The sequence below is a fragment of the Yinghuangia sp. YIM S10712 genome (assembly GCF_051388935.1).
GTDB lineage: Bacteria > Actinomycetota > Actinomycetes > Streptomycetales > Streptomycetaceae > Yinghuangia.
The window spans coordinates 940,712-954,286 of the sequence record NZ_JBPKBI010000001.1; the positions used below are offsets into that span (position 1 = coordinate 940,712).

Here is a 13,575-nt window from a genome sequence, read left to right on the forward strand (position 1 = left end):
CCGTGCGCTTGCCGCCGGCAACACCCGCCCCCGCCCCCGACCCCCGACCACCCTCGCCTGCCCCGCCGCCCGGGGCAACGCGCCCGCTGAGGAGGTGACCCAAAGCTGAAGCTCGAACTGCGCGGGATCACAAAACGGTTCGGATCCCTGGTCGCGAACGACCACATCGATCTCACCGTCGAACCCGGAGAAATCCACTGCCTCCTCGGCGAGAACGGCGCCGGCAAGTCGACGCTGATGAACGTCCTGTACGGGCTCTACGAACCCACCTCGGGCGAGATCGTCCTCGACGGGCAGCCGCGTACCTTCAAGACCGCAGGCGACGCGATCCACGCCGGAATCGGCATGGTGCACCAGCACTTCATGCTCGTGCCGGTCTTCACCGTCGCCGAGAACGTCATGCTCGGCAACGAGGAAACCCGCCCGCTCGGCCGGCTCGACCGCCGCAGGGCGCGCCGGAAAGTCCTCGACCTGGTCGCCGAATACGGCCTCGAAGTCGACCCCGACGCCATGGTCGAAGACCTCCCCGTCGGCCTCCAGCAGCGCGTCGAAATCCTCAAGGCCCTGGTCCGCGACGCCAAAATCCTCATCCTCGACGAACCCACCGCCGTCCTCACGCCCCAGGAGACGCAGGAACTCTTCCGCGTCATGCGCGCGCTGCGCGAATCCGGGCACGCGATCGTCTTCATCACGCACAAACTGAAAGAGGTCAAAGAGGTCGCCGACCGCATCACCGTCATCCGGCGCGGCAAAGTCGTCGGCAGCGCCGACCCGAACGCCTCCGAAGCCGAACTCGCGTCGCTCATGGTCGGACGCCCGGTCGAACTCGTCGTACACAAAGGACCCGCCAACCCCGGCCCCGTGCGCTTCGAACTTGACAACCTCACCGTCCTCGACGAAACCGGAGCCGTCCGCGTCGACAACGTCAGCCTGACGCTGCGCGACGGCGAAATCCTGTGCATCGCCGGGGTACAGGGCAACGGACAGACTGAACTGACCGAGGCGATCCTCGGGCTGCGCCGCCCCGCAGCCGGGTCGATCCGCCTCGACGGGCGGGACCTCGCCGCCATGAGTCCGCGCAAGACACTCGACGCCGGCGTCGGGTTCGTCCCTGAGGACCGCCAACACGACGGCATCGTCGGCGAGTTCACCGTCGCCGAAAACCTGGTCCTGGACCTGGTCACGCGACCGCCGTTCGGCGGCGGCGTGGCCGTCAACCCCAAAGCCGTGCGGAAGAACGCCTACAACAGGGTCGCGGAATTCGACATCCGCACCCACTCCATCGACGCGCCCGCCGCCACGCTGTCCGGCGGCAACCAGCAAAAAGTCGTCGTCGCCCGCGAAATGTCCCGCCCGCTGCGGCTGTTCATCGCCTCCCAACCCACCCGCGGAGTCGACGTCGGCGCGATGGAATTCATCCACCAGCGCATCGTCGCCGAACGCGACGTGGGCACCCCCGTCATCATCGTCTCCACCGAACTCGACGAAGTGGCCGCCCTGGCCGACCGCATCGCCGTGATGTACCGCGGCCGGATCGTGGGCATCGTGCCGCCCACCGCGACCCGCGAACAACTCGGCCTGCTCATGGCAGGCGTGGACGACCCCGACACGCTCGCCGAATGCGGCGGCCGGGTCGACGTCGACAAGCCGGGCACACCGCGACCGGACGCCGGGGAGGAGGACAACGCATGAACGAGACACCCGAAAGCGGCAAAGCCGGCGCCCCGCAGGACCCGGACACCGCCGCCCCGCGCACCCGCCGGCCGGAGGAACCGTCCCACGGAAAAGCGATCATCGACGCCATCGTGACCGGCAACTCCGCCGTCGTCACGACCCTCGCGATCTTCCTCGCCCTCGCGGTCGGCGCGATCCTGATGATCCTGTCCAACCAGGACGTCCTCGACAAGTACGCGTACTTCTTCGACGACCCGACCGACGCGCTGTCCGCGTCGTGGGACCTCGTCTCGGACGCGTACGTCGCGCTCTTCAAAGGCTCGATCGTCGACCCGGGCACCTTCGACAGCAACTACGCGCCCTACATCCTGAACCCGATCTCGGAGACCGTCTCCCAGGCCACCCCGCTCATCTTCGGCGGCCTCGCGGTGTCCGTCGCCTTCCGCGCCGGCCTGTTCAACATCGGCGCGCAGGGCCAACTGATCGCGGGCGCGATCGTCGCGGCATGGGTCGGCTTCCAGTTCGAGATGCCGGCCGGCCTCCACCTGATCGTCGTGATCATCGGCGGCCTGCTCGGCGGGGCGATCTACGCGGGCCTCGCCGGCGTCCTCAAGGCCCGGTTCGGCGCGCACGAGGTGATCGTCACGATCATGCTCAACTACATCGCGGTGTTCTTCCTGTCGTGGCTGCTGACCACCGACTCCTTCCGCCAACCGAACCAGCCGCAGCCCATCGGCAAACCGATGCACGACACCGCCCTGCTGCCCCGGCTGTTCGGGGACGAACTGCGCATCAACCTCGGCATCGTCCTGGCCCTTGCCGCGGTCCTGCTCTACTGGTGGCTCCTCAACCGCTCGGTCGTCGGATTCGAACTCCGCGCGGTCGGCGCCAACCCCGAAGCCGCCCGCACATCGGGCATGAGCGTCGGGCGAGCCCAAATCATCGCCATGGTGTTCGCCGGGGCGATGGCCGGAATGATCGGCGTGTCCCAGGTCGCCGGCCCCTACAACGCGGGCCACCAGCTCACCCAGACCATCGACGCCGGACTCGGCTTCACCGCGATCACCGTCGCGCTCCTCGGCCGCACCAAGCCGCTCGGGATCGTCTTCGCGGCGCTGCTGTTCGGCGCACTGCAGGCCGGCGGCTCCCGCATGCAGGCGTCGGCACAGGTGTCCATCGACATCGTCACGGTCATCCAGGCGGTCATCGTGCTGTGTGTCGCCGCACCGGCGCTGGTCCGTACGATCTTCCGCCTCAAAGGAGCCCACAAGGGCGGCGAAGGAAGCCTGGTGGCGAAGGAAACCGCAGGGGCGGAGGCCGTCTGATGTCGCAAACGCTCGTCACTCCCGGCGCGCAGGCGCCGAACGAGGCGGCCGACGCCGCCGCCCGCGCACTGCGGGACGCGTCGCGCCGACGCGCACTGATCACCGGAACCGGCTTCATCCTCGTCGGCGCCTACGCCCTGTGGGCGTTCGGCCTCGGCACCGACAGCGGCACCGACGCGGTGTTCGGCATGACCGTCACCGGCTCCGGACCCGAAGTCGGCGACCTCGAAGTCCCCGCGCGCGCCACGGCCATCGCGATGTCGGTGGTCTGCATGGCAGCCGGAGCCGCACGCATCGCCCTGGACGCGTCGAAACTCGCGCGGCGGCTCACCACCACGGTGTTCGTCGCCGCCTTCGTCGCCGCCTTCCTGTGCTGGGCGGTCGCCGGCAAGCAGATGTCGTTCGCGGGCGCCCTCCAGAACACCATGCTCGCCGCCACACCCCTGATCCTCGGCGCACTGGCAGGAGTCATCGGCGAGCGCTCCGGCGTCGTCAACATCGCCATCGAAGGACAGTTCCTCTCCGGCGCGTTCGCCGCGGCACTCGTCGCGTCGATCACCGACTCGCTGTGGGCCGGACTCGCCGCCGGAGCGGTCGCCGGCGGCCTGGTCGGCGCGCTGCTCGCCGTGTTCGCGGTCCGCTACCTCGTCGAGCAGGTCGTCCTCGGTGTCGTCATCAACCTGCTGGTGGCGGGCATGACGGGCTTCCTGTACTCGCAACTGCTGCGCCCCGACAGCGACAAATACAACAACCCGGGCGTCTTCCAAAACCACGCGGTCCCGGGCCTGTCCGAGATCCCCGTCCTCGGCCCGGTGCTGTTCGACGTCAACGCGATCGTTTATTTGATGTACGCGCTGGTCGCCCTCGTCCACCTCGCGCTGTTCCACACCCGGTGGGGCCTGCGCGCCCGCGCGGTAGGCGAACACCCGACCGCCGCGGACACCGTCGGCATCAGGGTCAACCGCACGCGCTACCTCAACGTCTCCGGAGCCGGCTGCATCGCGGGCATCGGCGGCGCGTTCCTGACCATCGGCACCGTGGGCACATTCAGCAAGGACATGGCCTCCGGCTCCGGCTACATCGCCCTCGCCGCGGTCATCTTCGGACGCTGGCGCCCGCTCGGCGCGGTCGCCGCCGCACTGCTCTTCGGCTTCTCCAAGGCACTCGCGACGTCGCTGCAAACGCTCCGGACGCCGATCCCGTCGGAGTTCCTGCAAATGCTGCCGTACGTTGTGACCGTCTTCGCGGTCGCCGGCCTCGTCGGCCGAATCCGCCCGCCGGCCGCCGCGAACAAGCCCTATCAGAAAGCGTGATCGTGACGGAGATCGACTGGATTTCGCTGCGTGAGGCCGCACACCGGGCCATGGCGCACGCCTACGCGCCCTACTCGAACTACCCGGTGGGCGCCGCCGCGCTGGTCGACGACGGGCGCACGGTGGTCGGCTGCAACGTGGAGAACGCGTCGTACGGCATGACCCTGTGCGCCGAATGCGGACTCGTCAGCGCACTGCACGCGAGCGGCGGCGGGCGCCTCGTCGCGTTCACGTGCTGCGACGGCGACGGGGCGGTGCTGATGCCGTGCGGCCGGTGCCGCCAACTCCTGTGGGAACACGGCGGCCCGGACCTGCTCGTGGACACCGTGTCGGGCATCCGGCCGATGCGCGAGGTGCTGCCGGACGCCTTCGGCCCCGACAACTTGCGCTGACTTGCGCCGACTCCGCCCCACCCCGCGACTCGGCCCCCCGTTGACCTGCGGCACCTCTCCGCTCGCTGGGGCAGCCGCCGCCGCCCACTCAGCCCCCTCCGCCACGTTCGCCGACCCGAGGAGCAACGCCGACCCATGGACGCCATCTCCGTCATCCGTACGAAGCGCGACCGCGGCGAGCTGACCGACCATCAGATCGACTGGGTGGTCGACGCCTACACGCGCGGCGAGGTCGCGGACGAGCAAATGTCGGCGCTGGCCATGGCGATCCTGCTCAACGGCATGACCGCCCGCGAGATCAGCCGGTGGACCGACGCGATGATCGCCTCCGGCGAACGCATGGACTTCTCCGGCCTCACACGGCCGACCGCCGACAAGCACTCCACCGGCGGCGTCGGAGACAAGATCACGCTGCCGCTCGCGCCGCTCGTGGCCGCGTGCGGGGTCGCCGTGCCGCAGTTGTCCGGCCGGGGCCTCGGCCACACCGGCGGCACGCTCGACAAGCTGGAGTCCGTGCCCGGCTGGCGCGCGACCCTGTCCAACGCCGAAATGCTCGCCGTGCTGGAGTCGGTCGGCGCCGTGATCTGCGCGGCCGGCGACGGCCTCGCCCCCGCCGACAAGAAGCTGTACGCGCTGCGCGACGTCACGGGGACCGTCGAATCGATCCCGCTGATCGCCAGTTCGATCATGAGCAAGAAGATCGCCGAAGGCACCGGCGCGCTGGTCCTCGACGTCAAGGTCGGCTCGGGCGCGTTCATGAAGGACCTCGCCGACGCCCGCGAACTCGCCCGCACGATGGTGGAGTTGGGCACGGCACACGGCGTGCGTACGGTCGCTCTCCTCACCGACATGTCCACGCCGCTCGGGCGTACCGCCGGCAACGCCCTCGAAGTCCGCGAATCCGTCGAGGTGTTGGCCGGAGGAGGCCCTGCGGATGTCGTGGAGCTGACCCTCGCCCTGGCCCGCGAAATGCTCACCGCCGCCGGAGTCGACGCCAAAGACCCCGCCGACGCCCTCGCCGACGGCTCCGCGATGGACGTCTGGCGCCGCATGATCACCGCCCAAGGCGGCGACCCCGACGCCCCCCTCCCCACCGCACGTGAGTCGCACGTCGTCACCGCACTGGAATCCGGTGTGCTGACCCGCCTCGACGCCTACGCCATCGGCGTGGCCGCCTGGCGCCTCGGCGCGGGCCGCGCCCGCAAGGAAGAACCAGTCCAGGCCGCCGCCGGCATCGAACTCCACGCCAAGCCCGGCGACTTGATCCGCACCGGGGACCCCCTGCTCACCCTCCACACCGACACCCCGGAACGCTTCCCCTACGCCATGGAGCCGGTGACCAGCGCCTTCGACATCGCCCCCGAAGGCACCCCCAACCACCACCGGCCACTCATCATCGACCGCATCACCCCGACCACCTGAAGGGCATGCACAGGCGGTCGATACCCTGACCGCCCTTGCGCCACATGCGGTGGCGCCCCTGCCGCAAAGGTGCCGCCCATGGCCGCAATACCCCGCCCCCGCAGATTCCTTGCGGCGGTGACCGTTTCGTCCGCTCTGCTCCTGGCGACGGCCTGCGGCGGCGGGAGCGGCTCGATCAAGGACTCGATGGAGTCGGACAGCCCGTCTTCGTCCGCTTCGTCGTCCGCGAAACCCAAGCCGACCGGTGCGAAATCCCCCACCGGCAGCTCAGGCGCCACCGACAACCGGCTCGAATCCGTCATCCTCACCCAGGACGACATGGCGGACCAGGTCACCGTGAGCTCCTTCACGCCCAGTGACAACGAGGCCGTCGCGGACAAAAAGGCTTGCCAGCCGGTCCTCGACCTGCTGGCCGGCGGTGTCAACAAGGGCCGGGACGAGGGCCACGCATCGAACCGGTACGAGTTCGACGGCCAGGAAAGCCAGATCAACGTCATCCTGCTCGCGTCCTATGCCCCAGGCGACGCCGAGAAGTTCATGAACGACGGCGTCGACGCCCTCGCGGACTGCGAGAAGTTCACTGCCGACGCGCCCGGTACGACCCAAACGGTCACGTACGAGACCCGCCAAGAAACGCTGAAGAGCAGCGCCGACGCGACTGCGGGCATAGAACTGACCACCTCCGCGGAAGGCGACACGATTCCGACCGCCTACGCCATCATCCGCGTCGGCGACCTCCTGGCGATCTTCATCAACCTCGACCAGCAGACAAGGGAAGCGGAATTCCCCGACCGCAAACTCCTGGATCTCCAGGCGGAAAAGATGCGAGCGGCGCTCAAGAACTGAACGAAACCTGTCTCCAGTTCGCGTCCCGACGCGAAGCCAGAGAAATCACGGGTTCCGCGCGGTTGCCCACTGCGAACCTTCGACTTCTCCTGGCTTCGAGGGGAGCGAGTAAAAACCGACCGGGCCGACTATCGCGTCAGCAGCGACAAATCGATGTCGATCGGGTACGGGACCGTCAGTTTCAGAACGCTGCGCTCGATGGCTGTGGGCACGTACGTAGCCGTCGTGACTTCCAACTCGAAGACGTGGACCACAGGTTGCCCCTTGTCCTCTTCTACACGCCAGTAGTGCGGGATGCCGGCTTGTGCGTATTTGCGGGGCTTCGTGTCCCGGTCGCGCTCCGCGGACTCGTCCGAGACGATCTCCACGGCGAGGAGGACGTCCTGAGGCAGGTAGTAGGTCCGGTCGGCTTGATAGGGCGGGGTGACCACGACCAAGTCGGGCTCCGGGCGGTTGCGCTTGCCCAGCTTGACGGCCATCTCCTGCTCGACGCTTATTCCGGGCGGCGCCTGGTCGATCAACTGGTAGCAGAGGTTGAACATCACTCTGGTGTGGAAGCTCCGCTGCGGAGCCATCATGAAGACCAGTGCTCCATCGATCAGTTCGACGTGCCGGGGCGCCTCGGGGGGCAGGAGGTCGAGGTCGTCCGCGGTCCAGCCACCGGGATTCGGCGGATACATCCACTCGGGCAAAACGCTCATAGCCACTCCTCGGTTCGCAGTCCACGGTAGCAATGCGCGTGTCCAGGGTGTGCCGCTCCGGTTGTGCCCAGCCCGCCGACGGCCTTGCCCCCTCAACGCCGTGGGATTCGCCGCGCGCGACACCATCCCCACCGCTTACGCCATCGTCCGTGTGGGCGACCTCCAGGCGATCTTCTCAACCTCGACCAGGAGACAAGGGAAGTGACCTTCCCCGAACGCGAACTCCTGGACCTCCAGGCGGAGAAGATGCGCGGGGCGCTCAAGAACGGCTGACGCTGGGGATCGGTGGTGGCGGGGCCGAGCTCAGGGGGCTGAACGCGACCGTCTGACGTTTCGATTGCCGCGTCGGCGAGCGTCCGCATTGACCCCAGTATCCACATCACGCCTCAACGAGCCCGGCAACCAGTCGGATGTTACTTGAGTGGTCAGAATTGCTTAAGTGAGCGCAGTCGCTTCGAGTTATCAAAACCGTCTGATGTGGCTGGTGTGAGTGGTGAGCCACACCGCCGGTGGCGAATCCGCGCCGCGGGAGCCTGTGGCTGATGGGACGGCCTCGTCCACCGGTCGAGGAAGAGCGGCCGTACCTTCCGCCGTCGCTGCCACCCGACCGCCCGCAGGGCTGACGGGCTCACGGCGTGGGCGCTTGGGACACGCCCACCGACACCGATCGGGAGGGCAGCCCGCCCGGCCCGAACCGTGCGCTGCCCAAGCCGACGGAATACGTCGAAGACGCCGATGTGCCGCAGGCATTCGGGCAGCCGACCGAGGGGCGTATCCATGGCAGAGACCCGGGGGCCGATCTTCCGCGCCGCATGGGAACGGCGCGAGGAGATCCGCGAATTCCGAGAACTCCTCCACAGGAACCCGGAACTGGCCTGGCAGGAGCGCGAGACAACGGAGCGCATCGGTAACGCGCTCGATTCATTCGGGGTGGACGCACGCGTCTCCAACACCGGTTTCGGGGTCGTTGCAGAGATCGGCCCGTCCGATGGAGACGTCGTTCTGCTGCGTAGCGACATCGACGCCCTGAAAATCACCGAGCAGGGCAACGCTCGTTACAAGTCGGAGAAACAGGGCGTCATGCATGCCTGCGGCCACGACGTCACCGCCGCAGGCCTTGTCCACGCCGCCGCCATTCTCAAACGCTACGACTACGAGAAGGGCTTGCCGAACAAGCTTCGCCTGGTTTTCCAACCTGCGGAGGAGGCAGGCAACGGCGGCGCGGAGGCGATGGTCCGTCGGGATGGTGTGCTGCGGAATGTCAAGGCTGCGTTCGGATTGCATTCTTGGCCCGAATATTACGTCGGAGAATACGCCACTCGCGAGGGACTCACGCAGTTCAGCCACCTACTGATGCAGGGAGAAATCCAGGGCGAGCAAGGTCACAGCGCCCGTCCTGAGGCCTCGTCGAACCTCGGATTGATCGGCCCGACGATCCTGGTCAAGATGAACGAGGAGTTCAACGGGCTGCACGCAGGCGAGGACCAGCCTCCGATCCTGGGCTGGACCGGTATCGAATTTGTCAGCGGCGCGACGAACGCGACGCCGCCGAACGGGTCGGTGCAGGCGACTGTGCGTTCGTCGACGGTTGAAGCGCACCAGGATTCTCGGGAGCAACTTGCGGACATGTTCAATCGAAAAATGGACGAATACAAGCTCAGGGGGACGCTGAAGCTCAGCTTGGACATCCCGCCCGTCATCAACACGCCTTGGGCCAAGCAGCATGTCGACAGGGTGCTGGCCGCGGAGGTCGGCCGTAAAGCTGTCAAGGAATTCCCAGGCTCAACCGGTGGCGACGACATGGCTTATTACGGGACCGGCGTCCCCGGGATTGAGGGTGCGCCCGAACTGCACTACACGCAATTGGGCGTCGTGCCGCGCGGCAAAAAGCTCGACGGGTACCCCGGTTTGCATACGGCGAAATTCGACGTACACCCGCACGCGTCAATGTACGCGGCAGTCCACTACGCCGCTCTGGGTGTTGCCGGTTTGTCCGGGCACCCCGGCAACCGCGGACCCGAACGCCAACTTGAACGCACCAAGTAGGCATGGCCGCCGAGTTCAGGCGGCCCGGACGGCGGAACGGGGGCGTTCGGAGGCGTTTGTCGTCGTCGGCGGGCGCAGGTGGTTCGTGGCCAAAGCCGCTGTGGCGCATACCAGAAGAACAAACAGCACGGCTCCCGGCCAGGCCATGTTGTTGTAAGCCACGCCACCCAGCGGTCCGCCCAGGCTGCTGCCGAGGTAGTAGGCGGCGACGTACAGGGCTGATGCCTGGGCACGTCCGTGCTTTGCGCGCAGGCCGACTGCGGCGCTCGCGGCGGTGTGGCCTGCGAAGAAGCCGACGGTGAGGATGATCAGGCCCGGGACGATGACCACGAGGTGGTTCGGGAGGGTTAGGAGCGCGCCGAGCGAGGTCACCGCTGCCGCCGCCCACAGGGTTCGGCGGTGGCCGAGGCGGCCGACCAGGCGGCCCGTGAAAGCGGAACTCGCGGTCCCGGCGAGGTAGATCGCGAAGATTGCACCGACGACGGCCTGCGGGAGGCCGAAGGGCTCGGCGAGCAGGCGGTAGCCGATGAAGTTGTAGATCGTTCCGAACGCCGCCATGAAGAGCATGCCGAGCAGGTACAGGCGGCGCAGGGTGGGGTCGGCCAAGTGCGTGCGAAGAGCAGACACGGCGGCGCGGTTGCCGTCGTGGTTCGCGCGGAAGTTCCGGGACGCGGGCACCAGGAGGCGGAAGGCGACCGCGCAGAGGAGCGCGACCACGCCCACCGTGAGCAGGGCCGTACGCCAGCCGCCCAGATCGCCGGCCACGCCGGTGATGAGCCGGCCGCCCATGCCGCCGACGCTGTTGCCCGCGACGTACAGGCCCATCGCGGCGCCAAGCGACGTGCCCTCGACCTCCTCGGCCAGGTAGGCCATGGCTGTGGCGGGCAAACCTGCGAGGGCCACGCCTTGGAGGGTGCGGAGCGTGACGAGTGTCCCGAAGTCCGGGGCGAAGGCGGCCAGTACGCCCAGCAGCGCGGCGGAGAAGACCGAGATGGTCATGATGCGCGTGCGTCCCCAGCGTTCGGACAGCATGCTCACCGGGATCACCGCGAGCGCCAGGGCGCCGGTCGCCACCGACACCGACATGCTCGCTTGGGCCGGTGTCAGATGGAACGCGTCGGAGAGCTGGGGGAGAAGCGTCTGCGTCGTGTAGAGCATCGCGAACGTCGCGCATCCGGCCAGGAACAGCGCGAGATTGACGCGGCGGTAGCCGGGCGAGCCGAGTGCGTGCCGAGTCGGGGGGTGAGGAGTGGGGACGGCGGTTCCTGATGCGGTGGACGCGGACATGTATGTGAACCTACGACCGCCCCAATCATGCGTCCAATACATCAAACGGCGATGATTGATGCCATGAAGCATGACAGCAGGTCAGGGCGGGCCGAAGCGCGTACGCAACCCGAAAATCCTGTTACAACCGCTGCGGACGACCGGCAGAGCGGTGGCCGGATTTCGCGGGACACCGGGCGGGAGCGGGCGGTCAATCTCGGCGGGGGCGGGGTCGGGGGCGAGCGGCGTCGTGGTGGGGCGGGGCTCGGGGATGAGTCCAATCCCGTCGCCGCGCTCGTGCCCAGGCTGGTGCAGTTCGTCGCTGTGGCGAAGGCGGAGCATGTCACGCGTGCGGCGGAGGCTCTAGGCATTCCGCAGCCGACGCTGAGCCGGACCATGGCCAAGCTTGAAGACGAGCTGGGCGCGCCGCTGCTTGTGCGGACCGGTCGGGGAGTACGCCTCACTCCGCAGGGCCATACCCTCCTCGCCGCCGTCGAGCCGATGCTCGATCGGCTGGACGAGGCCTGCGGCGAGATCCGGGGCGATGTGAGCGCGACGCGCGGCAAGGTCGCGTTCGGTTTCGTGCACACGATGGGTGCCGAGGCCGTCCCCGGGCTGCTGCGCGATTTTCGCGCCGACCACCCCGGTATTCGGTTCTCGCTCGTCCAGGACGCGGGCTCGGCGATGCTGGAGCGGGTGCGGGCGGGGGAACTGGACATGTGCCTCGTCTCGCCGCTCCCCGACGACCCGGTCCTCGCGGTACGCGCCCTGGACGAGCAGCGGCTGTACCTGGTGGTCCCGGCCGATCACCGGCTTGCGTCGCGCAGACGGGTACGTCTCGCCGAGGCATCGGACGAGCGCTTTGTGTGTATGGAACCGGGCTACGGTTTGCGGCGGATCACCGACGCGCTGTGTGCGGAGGCGGGGTTCGTGCCGCGCGTCGCGTTCGAGGGGGAGGAGGCTGAGACCTTGCGAGGCCTGGTCGCGGCCGGGCTCGGTGTGGCGTTGCTGCCGGCGCCCGAGGTTCCGCGTCCGGGTACCGTGCAACTCGCGGTGAGCGCGCCGCGCGCGTACCGCACGATCGGGCTGGCCTGGCTGCGCGACCGGGCGGAGACGGAACCGGTGCGGTTGTTCCGCGAGTTCGTCCTCGGCCGTCGGGGGAGTCTGCTGAATCAGCCGTGACGCGCTTCACCGGCACGCGCACCGGCTGAGTGCCGCAGCCGAGATCCCTCCCGGGTACCACGTGCGCGGTGGCCGCAAAGACTGTGCGGTGGTCGCCGGTCACCATCCGGTCGGGATACAGAACCCGTCCGGCTGCGCATGTTCAGCGGTAACCGGACGAAGCCCCCGCTCCCGCCCGGCCCTTCCATACCTCGGGAACGTTGGCCGGACCCCGAGCGTGCCGCGTACGGTCTCCGACCACACGAAATGACGTAGAGGTCATCGCGTTCTACCCGTGTTCGAGTCGGGACCGTGCTCCAATGCGTTACAGCTGCTTGATCGACTCCGTCAGAGCCGACCAGGACGCAGTCGACACCGCGAAGTACCCACGGGTCACGTCCTTGCTGTCACGGACGGGGACAACATTGGGGAAGCCACTGGCCACCTCGACGCACGCGCCGCCGTCGGTGTTGCTGTACGACGACTTGCGCCACGCGTCATGCGTTATTTGTGTCATGGCTCGTACTCCTTGATTGCCGCCGTGATCAAGTCCGCCGTCTCCCCAGGGGTCAAGGCTTCGGCTCGTAGCCGATCGTAGGCCCGTTGATAGGCGCGTGCCGCCGAAGGGTCATCAAGGATCTGCCCGTTGACCATCCCCTCCAGATAAGCCATACGCCCGCCGTCCGGCAGCGTGAGCACGATCAGAGGACCGCCGAGCGTGCTCCGCCCGCCACGGGCGAACGGCGCGATCTGGAGCATCGAGTGGCGCGTGTCCACGAGCGGCAACAGTGACGCGAGTTGATCCCGCATCACCTCGGGGCCGCCGATCACCCGACGGATCACCGCTTCGTCCAGGACAGCCGACAGGAACGGAGCATCATCACCGCGCAGGCGTTCCTGTCGGTCCATGCGAAGAGCGATCTTCCACTCGATCTCGTCAGCAGTCGCGTCCGGTGTGGTTGCCGCATGCGCGGCATGTGCGTACGCCTTTGTCTGCAATAAACCCGGAATCCAGTACGGCGCGTACTCGAAGATCTCAAGCGCGCGAGCTTCTTCCCGCATGTAGTCCTGGTACCGGTCCGGGTGCGCCTCCTCCTTGACCATCTCCCACAGCACGACGAACATCCCGTGCGTCCCGAACGCTTCGTCCAACTGCGCGGGCAGACTCGGCGGAATCGGACTGCCGTTCTCGTACCTCGACCATGCCGACGTCGAGTAGCCGAACACCTCGGCCGCATCCGCGACGCTCATGCCGCGTCGCTCGCGCTGGGCGCGGATGGCCTGGCCGTAGCGATGGCGGCGTTTCGCCCCGTCGCCCCGTTCGTTCGATCGAAACCGCGGCACGTCATCCCCCTTCATCCCGCCGAACCATGGGACGCAATCCCGCCACAACTTGGGACGGTCCGTCACTCCCAAGAGTACGACCGGA

12 protein-coding genes are annotated in these 13,575 nt (G+C 67.9%); 8 read left to right on the forward strand and 4 right to left on the reverse strand.

Translation table 11 applies throughout. The features are described from left to right. Positions 1-165 precede the first annotated feature (165 nt). From ACRX5W_RS04395 to ACRX5W_RS04420, 6 genes are all read left to right on the forward strand, one after another. On the forward strand, positions 166-1,692 hold the full coding sequence (locus ACRX5W_RS04395) for an ABC transporter ATP-binding protein (protein WP_436786781.1): 1,527 nt from the start codon (positions 166-168) through the stop codon (positions 1,690-1,692). After that, positions 1,689-2,999 carry an ABC transporter permease gene (locus tag ACRX5W_RS04400; RefSeq protein WP_436786542.1) on the forward strand — a complete coding sequence of 437 codons (1,311 nt, stop codon included), beginning with the start codon at positions 1,689-1,691 and terminating at the stop codon, positions 2,997-2,999. The genes ACRX5W_RS04395 and ACRX5W_RS04400 overlap by 4 nt, the downstream gene beginning before the upstream one ends. Then, the gene (locus tag ACRX5W_RS04405; protein ID WP_436786543.1) at positions 2,999-4,312 is read left to right on the forward strand and encodes an ABC transporter permease; all 1,314 of its coding nucleotides are present in this window, start codon (positions 2,999-3,001) and stop codon (positions 4,310-4,312) included. The genes ACRX5W_RS04400 and ACRX5W_RS04405 overlap by 1 nt, the downstream gene beginning before the upstream one ends. A gap of 2 nt (positions 4,313-4,314) precedes the next feature. Continuing rightward, positions 4,315-4,704 (forward strand): cytidine deaminase, encoded by a 390-nt coding sequence (locus ACRX5W_RS04410; protein ID WP_436786544.1) that lies wholly within the window; start codon positions 4,315-4,317, stop codon positions 4,702-4,704. 135 nt (positions 4,705-4,839) lie between these two features. Further along, entirely contained in the window at positions 4,840-6,126 is a 1,287-nt protein-coding gene (locus tag ACRX5W_RS04415; protein WP_436786545.1) for a thymidine phosphorylase, read from the forward strand. Between the two features lie 78 nt (positions 6,127-6,204). After that, on the forward strand, positions 6,205-6,972 hold the full coding sequence (locus ACRX5W_RS04420) for a hypothetical protein (RefSeq protein ID WP_436786546.1): 768 nt from the start codon (positions 6,205-6,207) through the stop codon (positions 6,970-6,972). Positions 6,973-7,100: 128 nt separating this feature from the next. Here ACRX5W_RS04420 and ACRX5W_RS04425 read toward each other — a convergent pair whose 3' ends face one another. After that, on the reverse strand, positions 7,101-7,673 hold the full coding sequence (locus ACRX5W_RS04425; RefSeq protein ID WP_436786547.1) for a Uma2 family endonuclease: 573 nt from the start codon (positions 7,671-7,673) through the stop codon (positions 7,101-7,103). Between the two features lie 777 nt (positions 7,674-8,450). On the opposite strand from ACRX5W_RS04425, the gene ACRX5W_RS04430 reads away from it, so the two are divergent. Continuing rightward, positions 8,451-9,719: a M20 metallopeptidase family protein gene (locus tag ACRX5W_RS04430; RefSeq protein ID WP_436786548.1), complete on the forward strand. Its 1,269-nt coding sequence runs from the start codon at positions 8,451-8,453 to the stop codon at positions 9,717-9,719. A 15-nt stretch (positions 9,720-9,734) separates the two neighbouring features. On the opposite strand, the gene ACRX5W_RS04435 is transcribed toward ACRX5W_RS04430, so the two are convergent. Beyond that, the gene (locus ACRX5W_RS04435; RefSeq protein ID WP_436786549.1) at positions 9,735-11,006 is read right to left on the reverse strand and encodes an MFS transporter; all 1,272 of its coding nucleotides are present in this window, start codon (positions 11,004-11,006) and stop codon (positions 9,735-9,737) included. A gap of 63 nt (positions 11,007-11,069) precedes the next feature. Between ACRX5W_RS04435 and ACRX5W_RS04440 the strand changes: the two genes are divergently transcribed. Continuing rightward, the gene (locus ACRX5W_RS04440) at positions 11,070-12,167 is read left to right on the forward strand and encodes a LysR family transcriptional regulator (RefSeq protein ID WP_436786550.1); all 1,098 of its coding nucleotides are present in this window, start codon (positions 11,070-11,072) and stop codon (positions 12,165-12,167) included. 304 nt (positions 12,168-12,471) lie between these two features. Here ACRX5W_RS04440 and ACRX5W_RS04445 read toward each other — a convergent pair whose 3' ends face one another. Further along, positions 12,472-12,663 (reverse strand): DUF397 domain-containing protein, encoded by a 192-nt coding sequence (locus tag ACRX5W_RS04445; RefSeq protein WP_436786551.1) that lies wholly within the window; start codon positions 12,661-12,663, stop codon positions 12,472-12,474. Further along, positions 12,660-13,505, reverse strand: coding sequence for a helix-turn-helix domain-containing protein (locus ACRX5W_RS04450; RefSeq protein WP_436786552.1), 846 nt, complete (start codon positions 13,503-13,505; stop codon positions 12,660-12,662). Before ACRX5W_RS04450 ends, ACRX5W_RS04445 begins: the two co-directional genes overlap by 4 nt. Positions 13,506-13,575: the final 70 nt, after the last annotated feature.